This is a genomic window from Enterobacter sp. 168J2, assembly GCF_034107265.1.
GTDB classification, from domain to species: domain Bacteria; phylum Pseudomonadota; class Gammaproteobacteria; order Enterobacterales; family Enterobacteriaceae; genus Enterobacter; species Enterobacter nematophilus.
The window spans coordinates 192,247-213,887 of the sequence record NZ_JAWNEB010000006.1; the positions used below are offsets into that span (position 1 = coordinate 192,247).

Below are 21,641 nucleotides of genomic sequence, written 5' to 3' on the forward strand. Positions count from 1 at the left end.
ATTATCATTTAAAAATCAATTTCGATATATCGTATTCACCAGAGAAGAGGCTAAAAATGGCATCTACCCGTTACTCACAGCGCGTGCGTAATGACCTGCGCTTTCGCGAGCTGACGGTGCGCCGCGTTGAGCGCGTTAGCGCAGGCTTTCAGCGTATTGTTTTAGGCGGCGAGGCGCTGGAGGGCTTTAGCTCCCGCGGCTTCGACGACCACACCAAAGTCTTTTTCCCGGCGCCTGGCGCCACGTTTGTCCCGCCGAAGGTTACCGATGAAGGCATCGACTGGGGCGACGGCGTACGTCCGCAGGCGCGCGACTATACGCCTCTGTACGATGAGGCAAATCATGAGCTGGCGCTCGATTTCTTCATTCACGACGGCGGCATTGCCAGCAGTTGGGCAGTCGGGGCGAAGGTGGGCGACAGGCTGACCATCGGCGGACCGCGCGGTTCGCTGGTGGTGCCGGAGGATTACGCCTGGCAGCTGTACGTGTGCGACGAGTCCGGCATGCCCGCGCTGCGTCGACGTTTAGAGGGCATTGCTAAACTGCCGGTTTGTCCGGAAATTCATGCGATAGTGACCGTTGGTGACGAATCTTATAAGGACTATCTGGCGCACCTGAGTAAATTCAACATCACCTGGGTGGTGGGCCACAGCGAGCAGGCGGTGGCTGACCGTCTTGCGGCGCTGGCCGTCCCAGCGGAGGATTACTTTATCTGGCTGACCGGAGAAGGGAAGGTGGTAAAAAGCCTGAGCCGCCAGTTTGAAACCGACGCGATTGACCAGCAGCTGGTGCGTGCCAGCGCATACTGGCACGCTAAATAATCAGGCTGCTGAATCCATCTGCGCTTCGTTCACCTGATGTTCGAGCGAGGCGCGGACCTCGTGCAGCGCTTTCTCCTGCTGGGCAAAGTACGCTTCCATATTGCTCAGCGACGACACCAGCAGCCAGGACTCCTCTTTTTCCAGCTCCGCCAGCTCGTTCACTAAGGTGTCGATTTGCTCGCGGACCTGCGCCATTTTTTTGCGGATACGCTCCAGATCGTTCAGCCTGTCGCTCGCCATCAATGGCTCGAACCCCTGCTGCAGACGGGCCACCAGCGAGCGAATGGTTTTAACGTCGCCGCGCTGTTTGGCCTGGTTGAGCTGCACCATCATCGCGTTGGCTTCCTCTTTCAGATCGTCTGCGACTAAATCCGGATGGCAGAGCTTGCTCGCCTGCCGCCAGAGACGCTTGAGTTCGTTTCGATCTTCTTCCGAGAGCTGCTTGCCCTTGCGCAGCCGCGCCTCGGCATCGTGATGCTGTTCGCGATACTTCTCGTACTCTTCGTTGGCCTCGTCGCGCGCCTGACGCGCGGGCTCTTCTTCGCGGGTTAAGCCGCTTTCCAGTTCGAGCGCCTCGCCCAGCAGGTTAGCAATCAGATTGCTTTGCTGCTCCAGATGCTTGCGCGCCTCAGCGGCCTGCACGGAGTCGGCCGGGAGATCGCTCCAGCGCTGGGTGAGCGTTGCCAGCACCTCCACCGCCTGCGCCATATAGCGCTGGCAGCGGCGGTAATCTTCTTCCCGACGACGCGCCTCCGCCTGCTGACGACGCAGGTTCAGCTCCGCCAGCGTTTTACGCAGGGCGAGGATCTGCTGCATCAGCGGGCCCAGCCGGGAGAAATAGAGATCGTTGAACTCATCAAGCTGCTGCACGCGCGCGTTGCGGCGGTCAATCAGATCGCGCAGGCGCTCTTCCAGCGCCTTCAGCTCCAGCTTGCTGGCGGCTACCTGCGGGTCACGCCACTGGGTCACGGCGCGCTGGCCCTGCAGCCAGGCGGTTATGGCCGCCATGGCCGCGGTGTAGTTCTTTTCCTCAAGCGCCACGACGATTGCCTGTAGCTCATCGTCAAACGCTTCATTTTTCAGGCGTGTCAGCTGGCTCTGGATGATGTCGTCATCTTCCAGTTCAATGGCATTTTTAATGATTTCTAGCCGTTTGATCGGTGTGCTCATGATGCCTTTCGCTTTGGCGCTTAAGTATTTGAGTTAAGGGTAGTTGTTGTAAAAGCTACAGGAAATAATACACACGGATGATGATCGGCGCGATGGGGGATTTCTTTAGATTTGCAGTTTGTGAAGACGTGCGGGTGGTGATGGTCTTCGCGAGGCTCGCTGAAAGCGCTCGTTTTAGTCTATTGAAATAACGATCAATTATTATTAAAACAAGACCAATCCCTACGTAAAATTACCTGGTGAAACCCGTAATCGCCCGAATAGTTTGCCTGGGCCGGGCTGCTTATTATCCCTCTCACTGACTGTTTTCCTGACATCGGCGGACGACTGTTCGACGTGCGGAATATTTTTTCAACGGAGTAGAGATGAATATGAAAGCTATTTTAGCCGCCCTGCCGATCACGATGATTCCGGTCACTGTTCTGGCAGCAAATACTGAGGAAGGGTATTACGGTTCCGCAAAATATCTTCAGGTTGAACAGCGTGCAAAGGAGATGGATACCAGCGCACGTCCTGGGGTAGGGCAGTTTGTGGGCAGTAAAGAGAAAGAGCACTTCGGCGGCGCGGCGATTGCTGCGGGCTATCAGTTTGGTAACGGCTGGCGTACAGAGGGTGAATATACCTTTAAGCAGAAGGCCGAATATACCAGCGGCTCCAGTACCTTTGCCAACAGCTATAACCACCTGAAAACTGAAACCGAGCGCCTGATGGTTAACGTTTATCGCGATTATGAGCTGGGTTATGGCGTTTCCCTGTACGGTACGGCAGGTCTTGGCGTGAGCAAGATTAAAGCCAACGGCTGGCAGGGCAACGCGGGCCGCGAATATGCTTCTACCACGCAAAGTAACCTGACCTACGCTTTAGGGGCTGGCGTGAGCTATACGCCGGTTGAACGCCTGTACGTTGACCTGGGCTACCGCTATATCGATATGGGCAAGATCGAAAGTGGATATAACAACTTCACTAACGCGCGTGGCTTAAAAGACGAACAGATGAAAGCACACATCGTCTCTAATGAATTTACCCTTGGCATGCGTTATGTCTTTTAACCTGTTGTAAGTTTCACTGCTTTAAAAACAGGGCCAACGCCGCGGTAGTGCGGGGTTGGCTTTTTTGTGGGTTTTTACAGCTCGGCTTTTGCGGGAATAGAAATCTTAACCCGGCGAAGTAAGTACAGAAAAGTTGAAGCACCCATTCAAGCCGTAAGTGATTTAGCGGAATTATTTTTAACATTTTTTTCAGTATATAAACCGTCATACCATCTGGAATGTCTTTGTCACAAATAACATGGCGCAGATGAGTGGTCATAAATTAACCATAAATCACTATGGTTACCGTTTGAATGTATCCCCAGAAAAAGGAAAGGGCCGACGATTTCTCGTCAGCCCTTGCGGTGTTTGGTGGCCCCTGCTGGACTTGAACCAGCGACCAAGCGATTATGAGAAGCATAACAGCCAAAGCAAAAACAATAACTTAGATTAAAATCAGTGATTTACAAAACCAATATCCACCAATAAAAGCCAATATTCTTAAGTTAGTGCGACACTTTTGCGACACTATCAGGAGCTGTCTTTAATGGGTGTAACTTTTTCGAATTGGATTCAGGAATTAGGCTTAAAAAATTGTATTTGAAGATACAAATTGAACCATCTTTCAATGACATTGCAAAAGCTTTATCTGAAATCGAAGATATATATCTATATTGGGTTGTTGGCTCAGATTTACATTGACCATCAGATTTTACAAGTAATGTGTTTTTTCCATTTAGAATTTGTTGTGAGGATATATAGCCCCAAATATAGCAAACCGTTGGGATAAAACAAAATATAAATATGGCAAGCTTCCTCGGGATTTTTAGATTGTCAAATAAATTAGTTTTGTGAAAAATTACGAGAACTGCAAGCATACATACCAAAGCGGGAATGCCTGCCTGTAAGTAAATATCTATGGGGAATGGTTCGGAGTTGTTCTTCTCTTTGTGTAACTTATAAGTCAAAAACGTAAATACTATGATGGATGATATGTTGAATGTCAGTATTGCATAGTATTTTATATCTTCATAATATTTGATTTTTTTTGATATCGCGGACTCGAAAGTATCTTTAAACTTTTTCTTTAATCTTTCCCATAGTTCGGCTATAGCGAATGAAATTATTACAGCAATAGAAGGTATGGCAATTGTATAGAGTATTGATGGAAGAATGTCCGTAACTGAAGCAAATTGTAAGATGTTAATGTCGAAGGCAGACCAAAATGCCCAAGAGTAAATGAATGAATTTCCAATTGCATATGCGCATGCAAGAGCCCATAAAGTTATTTTTAATTCGATATTCATTTTCTCAGTACCAAAGGATTGAGTAACAGTGCTTCTTCTAAATGATTAGGTGCAAAATGAGCATAACGCATTGTCATTTTAATATCGGTGTGTCCAAGAATTCTCTGTAAAACAAGGATATTACCTCCATTCATCATAAAGTATGAAGCGAAGGTATGTCTCAATACGTGAGTCAATTGCCCGGCCGGTAATTCTATCCCAGCCCTTTCCAAAGCAGATCGAAAAGCGTAATAACACGGGCTGAAAAGCGCGCCATTCTTCTTTGGTAGTTCGGCTATGATTACTGGGTCTAATGGGATTGTGCGGTTGCGCTTCCCTTTCGTTTTGATAAATGTGACCTTTCCAGCAGCGATTTGGTTGCGCTTTAATTTCTCAGCCTCTCCCCAGCGTGCGCCAGTAGATAGGCAAATTCTTACAATCATCTCCAAATCTTTAGCAGAGCTTTGGCGGCTTTCCTCTAAGAGCCTGTCAATCTGATCTCCAGTAAGATAAGCCATCTCACTTTCTTCTGTTCTGAACTGGCGAACGTTCTCTAAAGGGTTCGGTGCGTCCCACTCCCCTAGTCGTTTTAATTCATTAAATACAGCGAGGAAATAAGCGTGCTCCAAGTTCATGGTGCGCGGCGAAACCTGAGTGACGCGCTTTGTCCGGGCAAAATGGCCATCCAACCTTTTAGCTCTATATGCGGTGAATAACTGCGCGGTGAACTCAGTAGCCATAGGGGAACCCATGCACTCATCAGCCCATAGCATGGCGCTTTTACGCTTTTCACCATCTCGCAAGGTTATCCCGTGGCGCTCATACCAGAGATGAATCAGGTCTGAAAGGTGACGTTTATCTTTTCCTTGTCCAAGCCAGGGCGTGTCCTCAACTTTTTGAAGGGTGTAGTTTTCGAAGGCTAAAGCCTCACCTTTAGTCGCGAACTTCTTGCGAACTCTCTTCCCTTGCTTCCCATCGCTGCGGTTGACGGGGTAGAAGTCCGCAACCCATTGGCCATTACTTAGTTTTCTTACGGTCATATCACTGAATCGTCAGAACAACACGCCCAATTACGGTTATGTCGTCTATACCACAATCAAAGGCCATACCGACGCCGCTTACTCTTACTTTCTTGATCGGGATGCGCGTAAGGGTGCGAATACTAGTTTTACCTTCAATCTCCACAAGCCACTGATCGTCATAAACCTCTGAAAATGAGGTATCAACGATAAATTGGTTAGTACCTTCAAGCACACATATTGGAGAGGTAGGCAAAGGAACACCCGGTAAAAAAGAAACCTTATCCAACATGTACATCCCTGCTTCATAAATCAGACCATCAACTATCTTACGCCGCGGCATCTTTAAAATGTCCAACTCTTCATCATCAAACTTCCTACCTTGCCCGGTCGCAATCCATTCTAAGGATGCTCCTGTTTCTGCAACACATCGCACAACCATGTCAGCAGGAAATCCACCGCGTTTGTAACGTCCAGCCAAGCTACTGGATGCCATATCAAAATGGTCTGCCAGCATCAGCTTTGACGTAAAACCATAGGCATCAATGATGCGATCAAGCACTTCGCTACTGTGGCTTATTTGTCCGTAAGAGAATTTGCTCATAAATTAGCCTGCCATTCGTAAAATGCGAAAATTATATTGATTTGTCGCTTAATACGATCTAGCCTCTCCTCGTTGTAGTTTTTTACGAATATTGGTTGATAAAGGTGGATATTGGCGTACCCACAATCTGAGGAGTTTGCATTATGCGTCCCAACATTACAATCGTGATCCCCGATCCATATATCCCGCTTGATGAATATTGCCGCCGTACGGGCATGTCCAAAAGCACTGCTGAGAACCTGATTTCATACGGAAAACTTCCTATCAAGCCTAAAGGAGCACAGAAAAAAGGGCTTGTTGAAGTGAACATGGCCGCCTTAACCGTAATGGCGTTAAGCGAATGTGATGTTTCGCTTAACGCGTAATTCATCGTACGGATTAGGGAGGAGCTAACAATGTTTGATTATCAGACTTCTAAACATGCTCACTTTGATGCAGCTTGCCGAGCGTTTGCGCTGTCGCACAATCTGGAAGATGTCGCCGCTGCCGTTGGTATGCGTCCACAGATCCTGCGCAATAAGTTGAACCCGATTCAACCGCATCGCCTGACCTGTGACGAGCTACTGGCTATTACCGATTACACCGAAGATGCGCGTTTACTGGATGGGATGCTGGGGCAGATTAACTGCCTCCCGTCCGTTCCGGTCAATAACGCCACTGAAGCGAACATGCAGTTTTGCGCATTAAGCGCTACCGCAAACGTGGGTGCGATCGCTGGGGAAGCCGTTTCAACTGAGCACATGACCGCCGCGCGCCGCACACAAATTCTTGATCGTGCCCGTGATGCAATCCGTTCCCTTTCCGTCCTGGCTTACACCGTTGAAAGCCGCCTCCAGTCTGCGCCGGTTCTTGCTGCTGCCGTCGATATCGTGACTACCAGCGCCAGCAGCATGATGTGAGGGATAACCATGAAAGCGTTCGTTACCTATCTGAAAAAAGAATCTCCGGCCATGCAGCTGGCCAGCGGATCAACTGGTTGGCTTGAACTGCCAAATGGCCAGCGCTGGAACCCTGGCCACCAGTACAAATTCAATGCCCGCTCGTCTCGTCGTCCATGGTGGTTTCGTTTGTTCGGGATTATCAGGGGGCGTTATGGCCATTAGCGAAAAGCAGCAGGAAATTGGCCTGAAGTGGCTTGGGAATATCCGCCGTAAATACTGGAGTGAGAAAAGCGAAGCCGCCGAATGGTGGGACAAATTAACACCAGAATGGCGCGGGGTTGTTTTACATGCGGCCGCAGTAGCTTCCGGAATGGACGTTTTCAAAGCCCATCTGAGCAAATGCTACTGGTCAGAGTTATTCGAACGCCTGGACTACCGGGCAATGATTCAGCTGCGCCAGGGCATATCCAGGGCGCGTCTGACGTTTGAAGGGTTCGGGAGTCTGAGCGACAGCGATTTTTCAAAGCGCAGCGCTAACCGCAAGGTGAAAAAGGCACATCCGATCCACAGCAGTAATGGCGTGCAGATGATTATCGCGCCTCATATCGTTCATAAGATGCAACAGCAGGAGAATCATTAATGTCCATTATCTCTGTAAACGCCAAAGAACTGGGACAGGAGCTTGCTGCGTGGGGTGTTCCGCATAATTACGCCATTCTCTTTCTGGAGAAAAGCACCGTTAAAAATGGCCGTGTGGCCTTACATCCGTTTTTCTTTAACGACACCGAGCATATGACAAATAAGCGCCACTGGCTGGCCGTAAATGTTGCGTACTGGTGCTGTGTTTATCGTGAAGCGGAAAGCCCATTTCAGCAGGTTGAAGCGCTGGCAGGTATTCGTTCCATGTATTACGTCGCGGGTTCATTGGGTGCTGGCGAAATTAAAGCGCTGATCCAGGAATGGTGGCGTAACACCTACGAGCTTCACCAGATACCCGCGCCGAGCTACTCAGCCGCGCCCGTTACCGTCTCTTTCCACTAATTCACTGCCTGAATTTTTGGCCATCCCTGCGGTGGCCGGGGATTCTTTTGCCTTGAGGAAACCAAAATGCAAACAACTCGTACAGATTTACCAGCAACAAAATCCGGTACAGAGCTGATGGCCATGCTGGCCAAAGCTACGGAGGAAGGCAAAGCGGCATCTGCCGATCTGTGTTCTGCCCGTCTGGATAAGCTGGCCGCGTACGCCGCTAACGAAGGCTTAAGCGCTGCCGAAATCGTAGAGCTGATCCGTGAAGAGGCTGCGGCCATTTGCAGCAAAGGCGGTGCGGCATGGCAATAAAAACCCCTCTCAAGTGGGTAGGCAGCAAAGTCCGTATCATGCCGCAGCTGCGTGACCATTTGCCGGAAGGCAAACGCCTGGTTGAACCGTTCGCGGGTTCCTGCGCCGTCATGATGAATACGGACTATGACGAATACCTGATTGCTGATCTGAACCCGGATTTAGTCAATCTGTACAAAGTCATGACGTACTACACAGACGCATTCCTGAATGAGCTGGATCTAATGTTCTCTGCCGGGGCGTTGGGCGATCTGGAAAGCCGCGCTGTTTACTACTATGCCATCAGGGAAGCTTTCAATCAGTCAGGGAAGGCTCTCGGTTCTGAAAGCGTAGAGGCTGCTGTCCGTTTCATGTACCTGAACCGCCACGGCTTTAATGGGCTTTGTCGTTACAATCGCCGTGGCCAGTTCAATGTCCCGTTCGGGAAGTACAAGAAAAATTATTTCCCGCTTAAAGAAGTCCGTGCATTTGCTGAAAAGGCGAAGCGCGCGACGTTTATCACCGCACATTACTCTGAAACGCTGGCGCTGGTTCGTGCCGGGGATGTGGTCTATTGCGATCCACCTTACCTGACTGAATCAGGGAATTTCACCTCATACACAGAAAGCGGCTTTTCACATCTTGACCAGGGGCGACTGGCCAGAAAGCTACGCCGCCTTACTGAGAACGGCGTGAGTGTTGTTGCGTCAAACAGCGATCTGGAAATGGTGCATTACCTTTACGCCGGATTTGAGGCAGTGAAGGTCAACGCGCCCCGCAGTGTTGGTGCCGCAGCTGCAAGCCAGAAATCTGCCGCTGAGCTGATCCTGAAATCCCCGTCCCGTGCAAAGGCTCGCGCATGACGCTCGTTGCTAATGGCCAGCATCACGCCGTAGATATATGGCGACGTGATACCTTTGCGCCCGGAACGCCAGCGAACGCGACGATCACAGAGCGCCGTTTATGGGCAGTTAACCCACAGGACTACGAATGGCGTTCACAGTTTCTTCACGAGATACCCGACTGGTTAGCCGGGTATTTTGGCAACCGTTACGAAAAGCTGTTTGCTGGCCGTGACGGCCGCCGCCGTGCCAATACATTCCTGCGCAAAACTATCGGTGAGAATGTATTGCCACGTCTGCGGAAAGTGGCTGCGCGTTACCAGCTGGCCGCTGATGTAAGCGATCTCCCATTCGGAAAGTCATTGCAGCGCTTGCCGTCGCTTGACCGCACCGATCTCAAAAAGCTGTCTGGCCAGATATCTGGCTGGATCGCTCAGATGTTTTATGACTTCACCGACACGCTGAAGGGAAAACCAAAAGACGAAAGGGAAATGCGCCAGCGCACGCTGGAGGCTTACCGCAACCTTTGTTCGCTTTCCCTCATGCTGAACAATCAGCCGCCGTACTGGGCAGAGCATGAAGCCAATGAAGGCCATCTGGAAACCCGAAAGGCGGAGTCCGGTATTTTGCGTCTCATGGCGCCGGAATGGTGGTATCAGCGCCTGAAGCGTGCCCGTGATCTGCAACGTGAACATCTGGCCATCGCCGTTGGCCAGGTGCAGAAATCTGCCAGCGCCTACGTATCACGTAAAAGCCTGGGCGAATGGATAGAGCAGAAAAAACGAAATCTGGAGTTCTTCAAAAAGTTTGATCTGATGGACGAAGAGGGCAACCGTATTGCGCTGGACAGCATGGTACACCGCAGCGTTGCTAACCCGGCCATTCGTCGCTGTGAACTGATGGTGCGTATGCGCGGGTTTGAAGATATCGCCAATGAACAGGGTCTGGCTGGCGAGTTTTACACAATCACTGCGCCTTCCCGTTATCACGCGGTACACAGCAAAGGCGGCTTTGTGTCTCAGTGGAACGGATTAAGCCCACGGGACACGCAGCGTTATCTATGCAACGTCTGGGCAAAAGCACGTGCGGCGATCTCCCGTGCCGGTATTCATGTTTTTGGTTTTCGCGTGGTGGAGCCTCACCACGACGGGACACCTCACTGGCATATGCTGCTGTTCATGCGTCCGCAAGACGTTGAGGCGGTGCGGGATATTCTTTGCTATCACGCCAGAATTGCCGATTCAGAAGAGCTTCAGACACCCAACGCGCTTAAGGCGCGTTTTCATGTTGAGCCTATCGATCCCGCTAAAGGGTCTGCCACGGGCTATATCGCTAAATACATCTCAAAAAATATCGACGGCTTTGCGCTCGATGGCGAACAGGATGAAGAAACCGGGGAAAACCTGCGTGATATGGCCAAATCCGTATCAGCCTGGGCATCCCGCTGGCGTATTCGTCAGTTTCAGCAAATTGGTGGTGCGCCAGTGACTGTCTGGCGGGAGCTACGCCGCCTGGGCGATCAGCGCCTTACTGATAGCCGCATGGATGCGGTGCTGGCGGCGGCAGATGTTGGGGACTGGGCTGCCTATACCCAGTTGCAGGGTGGCGCACTGGTTGCGCGTCGTGATCTGGTTGTTCGCCTGGCGTATGAAATCACAGAGCAGGGTAACGAGTACGCCGAAGATGTTCAGCGTGTGCAAGGTATCTATTCGCCTTTGATCCCGGATTCTGAAGTATGCACCCGTCTGGTCAAGTGGCAGAAGGTTGCGAAGTTGGCCGAAGCGCCAGCGGAGGCGGGTTTTTCTGGCGGCAGCGCCGCCCCTTGGAGTTCTGTCAATAACTGTACGGAGGGTGGAACCCGGAGACGGTTAAAACTGGAACTGAACCAGCGAGGTTTTGCCGGAACGGATGACGAAATCGACATTCTGATGCGCGGCGGTGGTCTTAAATTTGGCCGTTCTGCCCTGATTTTCAGGGATGGGAAGCTGAAGGAAAACAGGTCAAGACCTGAAGATGAACAATGGCCAGGCTGGCAGTAGTGGTCTGTAAGTGTGTGATAATTAATAGCTAAATTATTGCTTGCAGGAATAATGATTTCACATATTCTGATTTTAGGTGTACTGTATGCCTATACAGTTTTTTGTTATTTTGTGGAGGCTGCATGGATATCTTAGAGGCATCAGCAAAGCTGGAGCGTATCGAACTTCTGGCAAAAATAGCCCATGCAAGTGAAATGAGCGCGAAGGAAAAAACTATTGCCTTAACATGGATCGGTGAGATTGCTGAAGAAATGCGTTGCGTGGTCAGGGGGGATATAAAAAACCCCCGTAGCGGGGGCGTTTCAGGCGGCGGGTGCAGCCTTCAATAAATCCAGAGCCATTTGCTTCTGGTCGGGTGACAGGTTTTTGAGCAAGGTTTGCACAAGCGCGTCACCCGTTTTAGCGCTGGGGCTGAGGGTGTGGGAAAACGTCAAATTCATAACAAAAGTGTGCCCACACTCCACATCAGCACAGGCGCAGTAAATATCTGCAATCTGGCGGTGCTTCCGGTTGGTCTTGCGAATCACAGCCTTAGAGCCGCACTCCGGACATTCAATTTTCAGGACTCTCATATTCCATTCTCCGGCTGTCAAATAATGCCTGGATTTTAGCCTTTTTTGTCTCATGCTGCACCTTTCACCATTGTTTCTTCAGCAAAATTCAAATGCAGGTGGCGCGGAATTTCCGGATCACTGTTAATGGCCATTGCCAGGCGGCGCTGAATGGGCAGCACTTCATTCTTTTTGTAGGTGCGTTCAACCTTTTCCGGGTCGCCCAGTCCCGCAGTGTTCTGTGGAACTATACCTGCAAGCCCGGCCGGGAAGCGGTGCGCGTTCAGAATGTCCTGGGCGCTGATGTTCTTCACGCTCGCAAATTCATCTTTGGCCGAAATGTCCCCCATCTCAATAAACTTGATCGCGTCGCCGTCGCCGCCAGGGATGTTCACCAGGATGGTGGAGAAGTTGCCGATCCCCTTGCTGTCCCGCAGCTGCTGTTCAATCTCCTCCTCCATTTCGTCCGTCATGCTGGGGTCACGGGTATACAGAATGCCGCCCGTGTGCGCGCCGTTGTGGTAATAGCGACGACGAAAAATAACCGCCTCGCTGTTCAGCAGGGCAGAGTGAACGCCGCCGATGTAATCCGGCAGACCATAAATGTGCTGTTGCGGGTCGTACATCTTGATGAAAATGATATCTTCAGGCGGGAACGCCAGCGGCTCGCCTTCCTGTAAAACCACATAATCCCCTGGCACAGTCTCCGCGTTTTCTCTCTCCTTTCGTCGGCGTAGATAAAGTCCCGGCAGCGGCTGAAGCCCGATCACGTCTCCCCAGCCATTACGGACTTTGGCCACGGCGATATCACCAAACGTCAGGTAGTCAAAAACAGCGGCCTCCAGCTCGTCGAACGTCAGGCCGCCGCCCTGATAGTCGGCTGTAACCATGTTTTTACGGGCGTGAATAATCCCGCCGTGCTGGCCGTTCAGGTTGATAAGCTGCGCCAGCGCCAGACGGTCAATCGGCTGGGTGTAGTGGTCGGCGGCGTTGTCGTACCAGATTTCCCGGTAATCGGTTCCGGTAGTCAGTACCGGTTCTGGTTTGCCAAAGCTGATAATGCTCATTTTTTTGGACTTATCGCCGCGCTGTTCGCGCTTCACAAAACGTTTCTTTTTGCTCATGCTACTTGTTTCCTTACACCCCAGCGGGATTTTGGTTTGTTTTCATAGTTGAGTGGTTCGTTATGCAGGGCGTGGGTGATTGCCCAGAATGCCTCTGCGTGGCCAGTGTCCTGGCTGCGGTCTGCAACAAAGGTCATTGCGTTACCGCTCTGCGTGGTGGTACGGCGAACAGACATAAAGCTGGCCGGGATTTCCTTCAGATTTTTGTCCCACTCGATGCGCTGGCTTTCCACCACATCGGCGGCCTTCAGTACCAGCTGGTTTTTGGTGTTCATGTCGTAGCGAATCGGAACAACAACCTTCATGGCAAAGTGCTGGATGTTGTCAAACACCCCCTGACCGATCCCGGTCACGTCCACGCCCAGATAAGTGAAGTTGTACTGGTCAAACAGCTTTTCGATCTGCTTTGCCTGGTAGCGGAAGTTCATTCCCTTCCAGTAAATCACCTTCAGCACGCGGAATTTTTCCACGGCAAACATCGGCGGGGCGACGATAACGAAACACGACAAATCGCCGCTGCGTGCCGGGTCAAAACCTCCCCATACTGGCCTGTCACCAAACGGCCGTTTTGCATCCGGGTCGTGATCCTGCCAGGTGTCCACCTCCACGCCGCACGCTTCCAGGTCGGAAAAGCTGAAAACGGAATCCTTGCTGTCCACGAACACGCACATGTAAAGCATGTCGAACGTGGCGGTGTTGTAGCGGTTGCGCAGCTTCTCGATGTTGGCCAGATTGAAGCCACCCGCAATGGCATCTTCCATGGTGATGACATAGCGCCACTGACCATCCGGACAGAGCCGGCCACCGTCCCGCATTTCATCGAACAGCGGAAATTTGATGGCCGCGCGTTTCTTGCTGCCCTGTTTCCACTCTTCACCCGTCCAGAACGGATACGCCTGGTGTGTTTTGGCCGATGGCGTGGAAAAGTAGGTGGTGCGCCATTTGTCATGGGTGGCCATCGCACTGGCCACTTCATTGAGTTTTGCGAAGTTGGGAACCCAGAAATATTCATCACAGTAAAGATGGCCACTGTATGACTGGGCGGTGTTTTTGTTGGTCGACAGAAAACGCAGCTCTGCGCCGTTGCTTAAGCGGATCGGGTTCCCGGTCAGCGTGATACCGAAATACTGTTCGGCAATGTTGACGATGTAAGACCGGAACACCTCCGCCTGGGCTTTGGACGCGGACAGGAAGATTTGCGGATCGCCCGTCATTACTGCGTTTTCGAACGCCTCAAACGCAAAGTACCAGGTTGCACCGATCTGGCGGCTTTTCAGGATGTTCCTGACCAGCTGGCCGATGTTGCGGCGCAGGTGTTTCTGATATTCGAAAAGATGTTCGTCCGCCCAGGTGTCAAAATCCTCCTGAGTGAGTGATGAAATATCGTTTTTCTTGTACTTGCGTTTGCTGCGTGGCTCGTCCTCGCTATCTCCTCGCGCAGCTGCTTGCCGTTCCCCCTGGCTGGAGGCCAGCTTTTCTTTATGCTTATTGCTCTGGGCGCGCAGCTTTGTGGCGTGAGCAATAAGCAAATCCATTTCTTTTAAATCCAGATCCGTTTTATTGTCACGCCCGGCTAACAGCTGGTAACGGCGTTCAATTGCCTCCTCTGTGCTTTCGAAACTGAGCAGGTCAGCCCATTTATATTTTTCCGCCCAGTAGTAAACGATCCGCGAGTTCGGCAGATTTAATTCTGATGCAATTTCTTTCGGCGTGTAGCGGCGCAGGTAAAGAGCGCGGACAACGCCTTTTAATTCTTCTGAGTATTTAGCCATAGATTTAATTATGCCGTGGTGCTGATGAAAAAACGGCGGGGTTAATTCGGGGCTGTTCGGTAATGACTTATAACCGAACTGTTCAGAATAAAGCGTAATGCGGGGATGTGTTTAATTAGCAATAATCAAATCCACAGCAGGGGAAACAGTTAATCGACAGAGGGGGAAATATGTGTCGCATTTAAAAACTGGCTGGCTGTGTGTTGCTACTGAAGGCGATACGGTTGATGGACGCGTGCTGGAACGGCAATGGATTATCGACATGGGGGAAACCTATGACCCAAACCATTACGCCGCCTTACTCTGGCCTGAACATGAGCGCTACGCCGGAAACTTTGGTGAAGTGCTGGAAGCGATGTGGCAGGACGGCGATGACGGGCTGGCAAGGCTGTATGTCAGCCTGTGCCCGAATAAGCGCCTGATTTACGCTAACGACGAAGGTCAGTTGCTTTATTTCTCCGTAGAGCCGGAACTTAACTGGCGCGGAGGGGAGCGTACTTATCTGAAGGGGCTGGCTGTCACTGACAACCCGGCAAGTGTAGGAACTACACGGCTGCGCTTTAGTCGGCGCAAATTAAACAAACAGGGATATTACAGTTGTGTGATTTCCCGTAACGGTAAAATTACGCAGGAAGGGAAGATGAAAAACTGGCAGAAATTGTTTGGTATTAAGCCGAAGTTTGAAGATGAAAATTCGCAGGACGATCCACCTGCTGATGATAAATTGCAGGCGCTGGCGAGTGCGCTGAACGATCTGGAAGCGCGTGTGGGTAAAATTGAAACCCAGCTTAATTCCGTGCAGGACGATGTTGACACTATTACCGAAGTAGTGGACACAGAAGAATTTTCCGTTATTCGTGACAATGCAAAAGAGATTGTTACACGATTTAACGAGCTGGGTAATAAAGGCGGTCAGCGCAAACAGCGTCAGGTGCCAGCCAAATCCGGTAAATTTAATTACCTGTAATTAACCGCAACGCGAATAAGCAAAACTTTTTATTATCGCTTAATTGCGAGGGAGTCTTATGTTACTGAATAACCGTGCGCGGGATTTACTGGATAATTATACGGCGGGTATGGCGCAGCATTTTGGCACGCAAAACCCTGGCCGTTATTTTTCGCTAAATGACCCGCAGGAAACAGCGCTGCGTCTGGCCATGCTGGAGTCCGTGGAGTTCCTGAACTGGATCACCACGCTGGACGTTGACCAGCTGAGTGGCCAGGTCGTCAACGTGGGCGCGTCTGTTCTCCATACCGGGCGCAGCGAAACAGGCCGTTTTGTCCGCCAGGTAGGGGTTGACGGCAATACTTACTCACTCGTTGAGACAGACAGCTGCGCGGCGCTGCGCTGGGATCTGCTCTCCGTCTGGGCGAACGCCGGGAAGGAAGAAAACGAGTTTTACAACCTGGTGCAGACCTTTAGCACCCAGGCGTTTGCGATGGACATGCTGCGTATCGGCTTTAACGGTACACACCGCGCCAAAACCACAGACCCTAAAGCCAACCCAAATGGTGAAGATGTCAACATTGGCTGGCATGAAATCATGAAAACGATGCTGGACGGCAAGCAAATCATGACCGATCCGGTGGTGCTCGATCAGGCGGGTGATTACAAATCGCTGGATGCGATGGCCTCCGATCTGATTAACGCCAAAATCCCGGCACAGTTCCGCAATGACCCGCGCCTGGTGGTGCTGGTAGGTGCTGACCTGGTGGCTGCTGAACAGTACCGACTGTTCCAGGCTGCTGACCGCCCAACGGAAAAAATCGCGGCGCAGCTGCTGGGCAACACCATTGCTGGCCGTCAGGCGATTATCCCGCCGTTCATGCCGGGCAAACGCATGGTGGTTACGCCGCTTTCTAACCTGCACATCTACACCCAGCGCAACACGCGCCAGCGTAAAGCGCGCTTTGAAGATGATCGCAAACAGTTTGAAAACAGCTATCTGCGTAATGAAGGCTACGCGATTGAAGAGCCGGAGCTGTACGCGGCGATTGATGAAAATGCCGTGACCATCGGCAAGCCGTCAGAGCCAGTGGAGGGTTAATCAATGTCTCTTTCACCCGCGCAGCGTCATAACCAGCGCATTGCGATGGAACAAAAGCTGAAAAAAAGCCTGGCCGTTGGCACCACGGAAAGCATGCACCTGCTGATTAAGGCGCTGGAAACAGACGTGGAACAGGTGCGAAGCCTGCCGCTGATTGCTGATCGCGTTGAGCATAAGCGCAGTGTGCTGCTGCCCAAATGGGTGCCGACTGTGGAAGCGTATCTGGCCAGCGGCCAGGTATATGCCAATCCGGTTCTGGCGTGGTGCGTGATCTGGCTGTTTGACGTGGGCGATCTGGATAAGGCGCTGGAGTGGGCTGATATCGCCATTGCCCAGCAACAGGCCACGCCGGAACGGCTGCGCAGCAATTTTCCTACGTTCGTGGCCGATACGATGCTGGCCTGGGCGGAGGAGTCTGCGGGACGCGGGGAAAGCATTGAACCGTATTTTTCACGCACGTTTGAGAACGTGGCCACCAGGTGGCGGCTGCATGAGCAGGTGACAGCGAAATGGTACAAGTTCGCCGGGTTGCAGCTGCTGCGCGGTGAGGATGGCCAGAAAACAGCGGCGGGTGTGGACGATGTGGAAACACTTCAGAAAGCCGATCAGCTGCTGGCCTCCGCTGAACAGTATTACTCAAAAATCGGCGTTAAAACGCAGCGGCAGACAATTGCCGCACGCATCCGAAAACTGACGCAGGGTTAAAGACTACCGCAAGCCAGGCGGGCGCGGTGGAGGGCAGAAACACAATGTGAAGCTGCGCCGTGGAAACCGGACAGCCCGCCTATTTTTTCGGGGGAGCCATGTTTAGTGGAAAGCCGCTTGATTATCAGGACGAGCCGCTAAAAAACGAAGGATTCTGGCCAGATCTGAACCTGAAGGACTTTCAGGCACAGCGAGCGATCCCGGCTGATGTTGAGGCGGACACCGCTGCCCAGGCGCTGCTTGCGGCCGTGGCGGAGGTGAATGCGGAGCTGGAAAAAGTGGAAGCCAGCTGGAAGGCAAGAGGGGTTCTGAGCGCAGGGGACGCGCCGGGGGCACGGATGGGGGAGTTAAACGCCCTCTGTGCGCAGTACATGAAGGCGGTTTTTGCCAGGGCAAAAGCTGACCTGTTGGGGGAGTTTGCCACCGTTGGGCGGCGTGATTCTCACCCTGGCCAGGAAAGCACAGAAACCCGCGCCGGATTGCTGGCAGAGGCTTCTGTTGTGATCCGTCGCATGAAGGGACTGAAAAGGGCAACGGTGAAAAAGGTATGAGCCAGACACAGCTTGAAAACCTGACGGCATTTTTTACCAGCAACTTGCCAGCCCGTGCGATGCAGTCATTTGACAGCGTAGTGGATGAAATGGAGTTCGTACCGGCTGCAAAGGATATGGGGCTGGGGCAGTACCGCCAGGCGGTGATCCGCTATGACGCGGTACTGAGCTGGCAGCGTTTCCCGTATCGCCTGTGTCCGCCGCAGCTGCTTATGTCGCTGATGGCCGCCTGGCTCGATGAGGCAGACCGGGAATTACTGGACGAAATCGGGGTAACTGAGGCCGATCCGCAGTGGGATGTGTCGGTGGCCGATGAAGAAACCGCCGATATTGTCCTGACGGTTCCAATGGCGGAAGAGCTGGTGATCCGGGAGGACGAAAAGGGATTAATCCCCTGGCAGGGCAAGCGCTGGTCACTGGTTGAGCCGGAAATCTGGACGGCGCTGACCGCAACGATTTACGGCGTGGATGAATCCGGTGCGCCTGTGGGCGATGCGTCGTGATTGCCGGAGGGGAGCTTAACAAGCGCCAGCTGGCGGAGCTGAAAAAGGCGCTGGCCAGCATGGAGCTGCCGCCCAAAAAACGGCAGCGGCTGCTGTGGCGAATGGCGAAATATGGCGTTATTGCCGCCGCCAAACGCAACGTGCGGAATCAGGAAACACCGGACGGGGAAAGCTGGGAAGGGCGCAAAACAAAGCGCAAAGGGAAGATGCTGCGCAACATGCCGAAACTGCTGCATATCCGGGAAATGCCTGAGATTCAGGCTGTGCGGATTTACTTGCAGGGTGGCGGCTACCGGAACGGGGAAACGCCTGTACCCGCTGGCACGGTGGGCTATTCGCAGCAAAACGGCATTCGCGTCCGGGTGAGTCGTGCAAGCCAGCCAGGGAAGGCACAGCCAGGCAAGATGGCCACCGCTGCACAGGGAAAAAAACTGCGTGCGCTGGGCTATCGGGTGCGCCGGGGGAAGCGCTGGAAAAAGCCCACTATCCGGGAAATAACCAGTGAAATGCCATACGCACAGGCGGGGTTGCTTATCCGGAAGTTAAGCGGCAAGGCCGTAAAAACAAGCTGGACTATCGATCTCCCTTCCCGCGTATTTCTGGGAATGGGTGATGAAGACTTTAACAAGGCGCTGGCACGCCAGCTTCAGGCCATTGGCTTTGGCTGGGACGTAAATGCGCAGGATATCAGGGGGAGAACATGACCTGGCCAAATGTGACCGTTAACCAGGTAAACCAGCTACTGGGTGAAACCAATGAGGTGGAACGCACGGTGCTGTTTATCGGTACGGGAACCAAAAATACAGGCAAGACCCTGGCTGTAAACACACAGAGCGATTTTGATGCGCTTCTGGGTGAGGCTGACAGCCAGTTAAAACGGGACGTGCTGGCGGCAGTGTCGAATGCTGGCCAGAACTGGTGGGGGTTCGTCCATGTCCTGGCAGCTGACAGCGAGCCGGATGCGTGGGTTAAAGCGGTGCTGGCTGCGCAGGTGTCGTGCTCTGTGGAAGGGGTGGTGCTGTGCAATGACATTTCCACAAAGGCGGAGATTAACCAGGCAGTTACGCTGCGTGCGGATCTGATCGCTAAATACGGCCGCTGGGTGTGGTTCATTCTGGCCACGCAGGGAATGCAGGATGAAGAGGGACAGGCGGATTACCTTGCGCGTATGTCCACCCTTCAGGATGGCATTGCGGAAAAAGCGGTGCAGCTGGTTCCCCGCCTCTGGGGGAACGAACCGGGCGTGCTGGCTGGCCGCCTGTGCAGCCGTGCCGTCACCGTGGCGGACAGCCCGGCACGCGTGAAAACGGGGGCGCTGGTCAGCCTGGGTAGCGATGAATTGCCGCTGGATGGCACAGGGGCAGTGCTGGAACTGGCAACACTTCAGGCGCTGGAGGCGCAGCGCTTCAGCGTGCCGATGTGGTATCCGGACTATGACGGGTTCTACTGGTCAGACGGCCGCACGCTGGACGTGGAAGGGGGCGATTATCAGTCCATCGAAACGCTGCGCGTGGCAGATAAAGCCGCACGCCGGGTACGTCTGCTGGCCATCGGCAAAATTGCAGACCGTTCGCTTAACAGCACGCCGGGCAGTATTGCCGCACACCAGACGCTGTTTGCGAAGCCGCTGCGTGAAATGTCCACGGCAGCAAACATCAACGGGGTTTCATTCCCCGGCGAAGTGAAGCCGCCGCAGGATGGTGATGTGACCATTGTCTGGAAAAATAAAAAGGCGGTGGAAATTTACATTGTGGTGCGCACCTGGGAAGTGCCGCTGCAAATCACCATTAGTCTGTTACTGGATGCCAGTCTGGAGGCCGCCGCATGAGTAAGCGTATTTCGGGAATGTCGTTTGACTCTTACGTTGACGGCGATCTGATCCACATCGAGAAAATTTCTCTCGATATCACGGACAACAGCGCCGCCGCGCAGACCCGTGGCGTGCCGGATGGCCATGTTGACGGTGATGTGGCCGCAGAGGGTGAAATTGAAGTCAGTTCCAAAGTGCTGAGTGTGCTGACGGCAAAAGCACGTTCGGCGGGTTCCTGGCGCGGTATTGAGCCCGTGGACTTCCTCTTCTATGCCAAAGCGGGTAACGAGGAAGTCAAGGTGGAAACGTTCGGCTGCAAACTTCAGCTGAGTAACCTGCTGGATGTTGATCCGAAGGGTGGCAGCGTGGCCACGCACAAAATCAAATATTTTGTGACCAGTCCAAAGTTCGTAAACATCAACGGCGTTCCGTATCTGGAAGCGGAAGCCACGGAAAACCTGATCGGGTAAGGGGCAGGGATGCAGGAGTATGAAAAAGGGTTTATCGCGCTGGCTCTGATGGGGGCGCTGATTGCTCTGGGCAAAATGCTTAACAGTGACGAGCCGATCACGTTACGCCTGGTTCTGGGGCGCGTCATTGTCGGTAGCGCCTTATCGCTGGCCGCAGGGGTTGCCCTGTACTTTGTGCCGGACATTCACCCTCTGGCGCTCGCCGGGATTGGTTCTGCGCTGGGTATTCTGGGGCTTAACGGTGTTGAAGCCTGGCTGCGTAAAAAGGGGATTAACTTTCTGGGTAAAGGAGTGGGGAAATGACGTTAAGCGAGAAACAGCAGCTGTTTACCGTGATGGTGGCCAATCTGATCCACTGGGCGGAAGAGCACGGCTATCGTCTGACGTTTGGCGAGGCGTACCGCACGCCGGAACAGGCCGCGCTGAACGCTAAAAAAGGCAGCGGTATCACAAACAGTCTGCATACCCAGCGCCTGGCCGTGGACTTTAATCTGTTCGTGAATGGCCAGTACAAAACAGACACCGCCGATTATCTCCCCCTGGGGGAGTTCTGGGAATCGCTGGGCGGTACATGGGGCGGCCGCTTTAAATCCCGCCCGGACGGCAATCACTTCAGCCTGGAACATAACGGGGTGCGCTGATGACAAACGGCCAGTGGCTGGTTGTGGTTGCGCTGGCGTTTGTCTGGGGCTGGCTGACCGCTGACTGGCGGCGTGACAGCCTGGAGCTGGCGATCAACTCCGCCGCGCAGGTTGCGGGTAACAAGTCCCGCAGGGTGATGCAGGAGATTGCCAGTGAATCCGCCAGGGGGCTGGAAGATAAACTGGAGGCGCTGGAGAGTGGCAAACCGAAGGAAATCAGGACGGAAATCCTTAAGCCGGTATTCACTAATGTTTGCGTGTCTGATGAATATATCAGGATGTATAACGCAACCGTCGAAAATACCGAACGTACCTTATCAGGAAAACCTGAAGCGAAAATGCCCAACGGAAAATCTTCCGCGCATTAAAGGTAATACCGGGGCGGATATTGCTGCCCCTGCTGTTGAATATCAGGATTTATATTCTGTGTGTGCGGCGCGTCATAACGCGCTGATT

The 21,641-nt window shown here is 52.7% G+C and carries 30 protein-coding genes; 22 read left to right on the forward strand and 8 right to left on the reverse strand.

Going from position 1 to position 21,641, the window contains the following annotated elements; translation table 11 throughout:
• The first annotated feature begins 56 nt into the window (after positions 1–56).
• A complete protein-coding gene (locus USG84_RS16780; protein WP_320738382.1) occupies positions 57–821 on the forward strand; it encodes a siderophore-interacting protein in 765 nt (254 codons plus the stop codon).
• On the opposite strand, the gene USG84_RS16785 is transcribed toward USG84_RS16780, so the two are convergent.
• The gene (locus USG84_RS16785) at positions 822–1,991 is read right to left on the reverse strand and encodes a DNA repair protein (protein WP_151414017.1); all 1,170 of its coding nucleotides are present in this window, start codon (positions 1,989–1,991) and stop codon (positions 822–824) included.
• Positions 1,992–2,356: 365 nt separating this feature from the next.
• On the opposite strand from USG84_RS16785, the gene USG84_RS16790 reads away from it, so the two are divergent.
• Positions 2,357–3,040, forward strand: a complete 684-nt coding sequence (locus tag USG84_RS16790) for an outer membrane protein (protein ID WP_151414018.1) — start codon at positions 2,357–2,359, stop codon at positions 3,038–3,040.
• A gap of 13 nt (positions 3,041–3,053) precedes the next feature.
• Here USG84_RS16790 and USG84_RS16795 read toward each other — a convergent pair whose 3' ends face one another.
• From USG84_RS16795 to USG84_RS16810, 4 genes are all read right to left on the reverse strand, one after another.
• On the reverse strand, positions 3,054–3,299 hold the full coding sequence (locus USG84_RS16795) for a hypothetical protein (protein ID WP_151414019.1): 246 nt from the start codon (positions 3,297–3,299) through the stop codon (positions 3,054–3,056).
• Between the two features lie 226 nt (positions 3,300–3,525).
• A complete protein-coding gene (locus USG84_RS16800) occupies positions 3,526–4,326 on the reverse strand; it encodes a hypothetical protein (protein ID WP_205921423.1) in 801 nt (266 codons plus the stop codon).
• Complete coding sequence (locus tag USG84_RS16805; RefSeq protein ID WP_151414020.1) at positions 4,323–5,345, reverse strand: tyrosine-type recombinase/integrase; 1,023 nt, start codon at positions 5,343–5,345, stop codon at positions 4,323–4,325. The genes USG84_RS16800 and USG84_RS16805 overlap by 4 nt, the downstream gene beginning before the upstream one ends.
• Position 5,346: 1 nt before the next feature.
• Positions 5,347–5,928 (reverse strand): phage repressor protein CI, encoded by a 582-nt coding sequence (locus USG84_RS16810; RefSeq protein WP_151414021.1) that lies wholly within the window; start codon positions 5,926–5,928, stop codon positions 5,347–5,349.
• A gap of 143 nt (positions 5,929–6,071) precedes the next feature.
• On the opposite strand from USG84_RS16810, the gene USG84_RS16815 reads away from it, so the two are divergent.
• From USG84_RS16815 to USG84_RS16855, 9 genes are all read left to right on the forward strand, one after another.
• A complete protein-coding gene (locus USG84_RS16815) occupies positions 6,072–6,293 on the forward strand; it encodes a helix-turn-helix transcriptional regulator (RefSeq protein WP_023136170.1) in 222 nt (73 codons plus the stop codon).
• Between the two features lie 30 nt (positions 6,294–6,323).
• Positions 6,324–6,827 (forward strand): phage regulatory CII family protein, encoded by a 504-nt coding sequence (locus USG84_RS16820; protein WP_042863262.1) that lies wholly within the window; start codon positions 6,324–6,326, stop codon positions 6,825–6,827.
• A gap of 9 nt (positions 6,828–6,836) precedes the next feature.
• Positions 6,837–7,031 carry a phage filamentation protein Fil family protein gene (locus tag USG84_RS16825; RefSeq protein ID WP_042863261.1) on the forward strand — a complete coding sequence of 65 codons (195 nt, stop codon included), beginning with the start codon at positions 6,837–6,839 and terminating at the stop codon, positions 7,029–7,031.
• Complete coding sequence (locus USG84_RS16830) at positions 7,021–7,449, forward strand: hypothetical protein (RefSeq protein WP_058656673.1); 429 nt, start codon at positions 7,021–7,023, stop codon at positions 7,447–7,449. The genes USG84_RS16825 and USG84_RS16830 overlap by 11 nt, the downstream gene beginning before the upstream one ends.
• Complete coding sequence (locus USG84_RS16835) at positions 7,449–7,850, forward strand: hypothetical protein (RefSeq protein ID WP_151414022.1); 402 nt, start codon at positions 7,449–7,451, stop codon at positions 7,848–7,850. Before USG84_RS16830 ends, USG84_RS16835 begins: the two co-directional genes overlap by 1 nt.
• 66 nt (positions 7,851–7,916) lie before the next feature.
• Positions 7,917–8,150: a DUF2732 family protein gene (locus USG84_RS16840; protein ID WP_063435381.1), complete on the forward strand. Its 234-nt coding sequence runs from the start codon at positions 7,917–7,919 to the stop codon at positions 8,148–8,150.
• Positions 8,141–8,992 carry a DNA adenine methylase gene (locus tag USG84_RS16845; RefSeq protein ID WP_151414023.1) on the forward strand — a complete coding sequence of 284 codons (852 nt, stop codon included), beginning with the start codon at positions 8,141–8,143 and terminating at the stop codon, positions 8,990–8,992. Before USG84_RS16840 ends, USG84_RS16845 begins: the two co-directional genes overlap by 10 nt.
• Positions 8,989–11,010 carry a replication endonuclease gene (locus tag USG84_RS16850; protein ID WP_320738383.1) on the forward strand — a complete coding sequence of 674 codons (2,022 nt, stop codon included), beginning with the start codon at positions 8,989–8,991 and terminating at the stop codon, positions 11,008–11,010. The genes USG84_RS16845 and USG84_RS16850 overlap by 4 nt, the downstream gene beginning before the upstream one ends.
• 122 nt (positions 11,011–11,132) lie before the next feature.
• Complete coding sequence (locus USG84_RS16855; RefSeq protein ID WP_192982794.1) at positions 11,133–11,339, forward strand: hypothetical protein; 207 nt, start codon at positions 11,133–11,135, stop codon at positions 11,337–11,339.
• Here the strand turns inward: USG84_RS16855 and USG84_RS16860 are convergent.
• The 3 genes from USG84_RS16860 to USG84_RS16870 are packed head-to-tail and all read right to left on the reverse strand — an operon-like array spanning position 11,313 to position 14,457.
• On the reverse strand, positions 11,313–11,636 hold the full coding sequence (locus USG84_RS16860; protein ID WP_192982791.1) for an ogr/Delta-like zinc finger family protein: 324 nt from the start codon (positions 11,634–11,636) through the stop codon (positions 11,313–11,315). The genes USG84_RS16855 and USG84_RS16860 overlap by 27 nt on opposite strands.
• A complete protein-coding gene (locus USG84_RS16865; protein WP_096216742.1) occupies positions 11,633–12,685 on the reverse strand; it encodes a phage portal protein in 1,053 nt (350 codons plus the stop codon). Before USG84_RS16865 ends, USG84_RS16860 begins: the two co-directional genes overlap by 4 nt.
• Positions 12,682–14,457 (reverse strand): terminase large subunit domain-containing protein, encoded by a 1,776-nt coding sequence (locus tag USG84_RS16870; RefSeq protein ID WP_151414024.1) that lies wholly within the window; start codon positions 14,455–14,457, stop codon positions 12,682–12,684. Before USG84_RS16870 ends, USG84_RS16865 begins: the two co-directional genes overlap by 4 nt.
• A gap of 172 nt (positions 14,458–14,629) precedes the next feature.
• On the opposite strand from USG84_RS16870, the gene USG84_RS16875 reads away from it, so the two are divergent.
• The 11 genes from USG84_RS16875 (at position 14,630) to USG84_RS16925 (ending at position 21,553) form a co-directional block, all read left to right on the forward strand.
• Positions 14,630–15,424: a GPO family capsid scaffolding protein gene (locus USG84_RS16875; RefSeq protein ID WP_151414025.1), complete on the forward strand. Its 795-nt coding sequence runs from the start codon at positions 14,630–14,632 to the stop codon at positions 15,422–15,424.
• Positions 15,425–15,482: 58 nt separating this feature from the next.
• Positions 15,483–16,505, forward strand: coding sequence for a phage major capsid protein, P2 family (locus USG84_RS16880; RefSeq protein ID WP_039268761.1), 1,023 nt, complete (start codon positions 15,483–15,485; stop codon positions 16,503–16,505).
• Between the two features lie 3 nt (positions 16,506–16,508).
• Positions 16,509–17,210, forward strand: coding sequence for a phage terminase small subunit (gene gpM, locus USG84_RS16885; RefSeq protein ID WP_103142062.1), 702 nt, complete (start codon positions 16,509–16,511; stop codon positions 17,208–17,210).
• 98 nt (positions 17,211–17,308) lie between these two features.
• Positions 17,309–17,761 carry a head completion/stabilization protein gene (locus tag USG84_RS16890; protein ID WP_248216862.1) on the forward strand — a complete coding sequence of 151 codons (453 nt, stop codon included), beginning with the start codon at positions 17,309–17,311 and terminating at the stop codon, positions 17,759–17,761.
• Positions 17,758–18,264, forward strand: a complete 507-nt coding sequence (locus tag USG84_RS16895) for a phage tail protein (protein WP_151414026.1) — start codon at positions 17,758–17,760, stop codon at positions 18,262–18,264. Before USG84_RS16890 ends, USG84_RS16895 begins: the two co-directional genes overlap by 4 nt.
• The gene (locus tag USG84_RS16900) at positions 18,261–18,968 is read left to right on the forward strand and encodes a hypothetical protein (RefSeq protein WP_151414027.1); all 708 of its coding nucleotides are present in this window, start codon (positions 18,261–18,263) and stop codon (positions 18,966–18,968) included. Before USG84_RS16895 ends, USG84_RS16900 begins: the two co-directional genes overlap by 4 nt.
• Positions 18,965–20,092: a DUF2586 domain-containing protein gene (locus USG84_RS16905; RefSeq protein ID WP_151414028.1), complete on the forward strand. Its 1,128-nt coding sequence runs from the start codon at positions 18,965–18,967 to the stop codon at positions 20,090–20,092. The genes USG84_RS16900 and USG84_RS16905 overlap by 4 nt, the downstream gene beginning before the upstream one ends.
• A complete protein-coding gene (locus USG84_RS16910; protein WP_151414029.1) occupies positions 20,089–20,544 on the forward strand; it encodes a phage protein in 456 nt (151 codons plus the stop codon). Before USG84_RS16905 ends, USG84_RS16910 begins: the two co-directional genes overlap by 4 nt.
• A 9-nt stretch (positions 20,545–20,553) precedes the next feature.
• Positions 20,554–20,847: a phage holin family protein gene (locus tag USG84_RS16915; protein WP_039268767.1), complete on the forward strand. Its 294-nt coding sequence runs from the start codon at positions 20,554–20,556 to the stop codon at positions 20,845–20,847.
• Entirely contained in the window at positions 20,844–21,185 is a 342-nt protein-coding gene (locus USG84_RS16920; protein WP_063840855.1) for a M15 family metallopeptidase, read from the forward strand. The genes USG84_RS16915 and USG84_RS16920 overlap by 4 nt, the downstream gene beginning before the upstream one ends.
• On the forward strand, positions 21,185–21,553 hold the full coding sequence (locus USG84_RS16925; RefSeq protein WP_151414030.1) for a hypothetical protein: 369 nt from the start codon (positions 21,185–21,187) through the stop codon (positions 21,551–21,553). The genes USG84_RS16920 and USG84_RS16925 overlap by 1 nt, the downstream gene beginning before the upstream one ends.
• Positions 21,554–21,641: the final 88 nt, after the last annotated feature.

Bases quoted from the DNA above. Each gene is read 5' to 3' on its own strand.
- USG84_RS16780 (WP_320738382.1), top strand. From the start codon at position 57: ATGGCATCTACCCGTTACTCACAGCGCGTGCGTAATGACCTGCGCTTT.
- USG84_RS16785 (WP_151414017.1), bottom strand. From the start codon at position 1,991: ATGAGCACACCGATCAAACGGCTAGAAATCATTAAAAATGCCATTGAA.
- USG84_RS16790 (WP_151414018.1), top strand. From the start codon at position 2,357: ATGAATATGAAAGCTATTTTAGCCGCCCTGCCGATCACGATGATTCCG.
- USG84_RS16795 (WP_151414019.1), bottom strand. From the start codon at position 3,299: ATGACCACTCATCTGCGCCATGTTATTTGTGACAAAGACATTCCAGAT.
- USG84_RS16800 (WP_205921423.1), bottom strand. From the start codon at position 4,326: ATGAATATCGAATTAAAAATAACTTTATGGGCTCTTGCATGCGCATAT.
- USG84_RS16805 (WP_151414020.1), bottom strand. From the start codon at position 5,345: ATGACCGTAAGAAAACTAAGTAATGGCCAATGGGTTGCGGACTTCTAC.
- USG84_RS16810 (WP_151414021.1), bottom strand. From the start codon at position 5,928: ATGAGCAAATTCTCTTACGGACAAATAAGCCACAGTAGCGAAGTGCTT.
- USG84_RS16815 (WP_023136170.1), top strand. From the start codon at position 6,072: ATGCGTCCCAACATTACAATCGTGATCCCCGATCCATATATCCCGCTT.
- USG84_RS16820 (WP_042863262.1), top strand. From the start codon at position 6,324: ATGTTTGATTATCAGACTTCTAAACATGCTCACTTTGATGCAGCTTGC.
- USG84_RS16825 (WP_042863261.1), top strand. From the start codon at position 6,837: ATGAAAGCGTTCGTTACCTATCTGAAAAAAGAATCTCCGGCCATGCAG.
- USG84_RS16830 (WP_058656673.1), top strand. From the start codon at position 7,021: ATGGCCATTAGCGAAAAGCAGCAGGAAATTGGCCTGAAGTGGCTTGGG.
- USG84_RS16835 (WP_151414022.1), top strand. From the start codon at position 7,449: ATGTCCATTATCTCTGTAAACGCCAAAGAACTGGGACAGGAGCTTGCT.
- USG84_RS16840 (WP_063435381.1), top strand. From the start codon at position 7,917: ATGCAAACAACTCGTACAGATTTACCAGCAACAAAATCCGGTACAGAG.
- USG84_RS16845 (WP_151414023.1), top strand. From the start codon at position 8,141: ATGGCAATAAAAACCCCTCTCAAGTGGGTAGGCAGCAAAGTCCGTATC.
- USG84_RS16850 (WP_320738383.1), top strand. From the start codon at position 8,989: ATGACGCTCGTTGCTAATGGCCAGCATCACGCCGTAGATATATGGCGA.
- USG84_RS16855 (WP_192982794.1), top strand. From the start codon at position 11,133: ATGGATATCTTAGAGGCATCAGCAAAGCTGGAGCGTATCGAACTTCTG.
- USG84_RS16860 (WP_192982791.1), bottom strand. From the start codon at position 11,636: ATGAGACAAAAAAGGCTAAAATCCAGGCATTATTTGACAGCCGGAGAA.
- USG84_RS16865 (WP_096216742.1), bottom strand. From the start codon at position 12,685: ATGAGCAAAAAGAAACGTTTTGTGAAGCGCGAACAGCGCGGCGATAAG.
- USG84_RS16870 (WP_151414024.1), bottom strand. From the start codon at position 14,457: ATGGCTAAATACTCAGAAGAATTAAAAGGCGTTGTCCGCGCTCTTTAC.
- USG84_RS16880 (WP_039268761.1), top strand. From the start codon at position 15,483: ATGTTACTGAATAACCGTGCGCGGGATTTACTGGATAATTATACGGCG.
- gpM (WP_103142062.1), top strand. From the start codon at position 16,509: ATGTCTCTTTCACCCGCGCAGCGTCATAACCAGCGCATTGCGATGGAA.
- USG84_RS16890 (WP_248216862.1), top strand. From the start codon at position 17,309: ATGTTTAGTGGAAAGCCGCTTGATTATCAGGACGAGCCGCTAAAAAAC.
- USG84_RS16895 (WP_151414026.1), top strand. From the start codon at position 17,758: ATGAGCCAGACACAGCTTGAAAACCTGACGGCATTTTTTACCAGCAAC.
- USG84_RS16905 (WP_151414028.1), top strand. From the start codon at position 18,965: ATGACCTGGCCAAATGTGACCGTTAACCAGGTAAACCAGCTACTGGGT.
- USG84_RS16910 (WP_151414029.1), top strand. From the start codon at position 20,089: ATGAGTAAGCGTATTTCGGGAATGTCGTTTGACTCTTACGTTGACGGC.
- USG84_RS16915 (WP_039268767.1), top strand. From the start codon at position 20,554: ATGCAGGAGTATGAAAAAGGGTTTATCGCGCTGGCTCTGATGGGGGCG.
- USG84_RS16920 (WP_063840855.1), top strand. From the start codon at position 20,844: ATGACGTTAAGCGAGAAACAGCAGCTGTTTACCGTGATGGTGGCCAAT.
- USG84_RS16925 (WP_151414030.1), top strand. From the start codon at position 21,185: ATGACAAACGGCCAGTGGCTGGTTGTGGTTGCGCTGGCGTTTGTCTGG.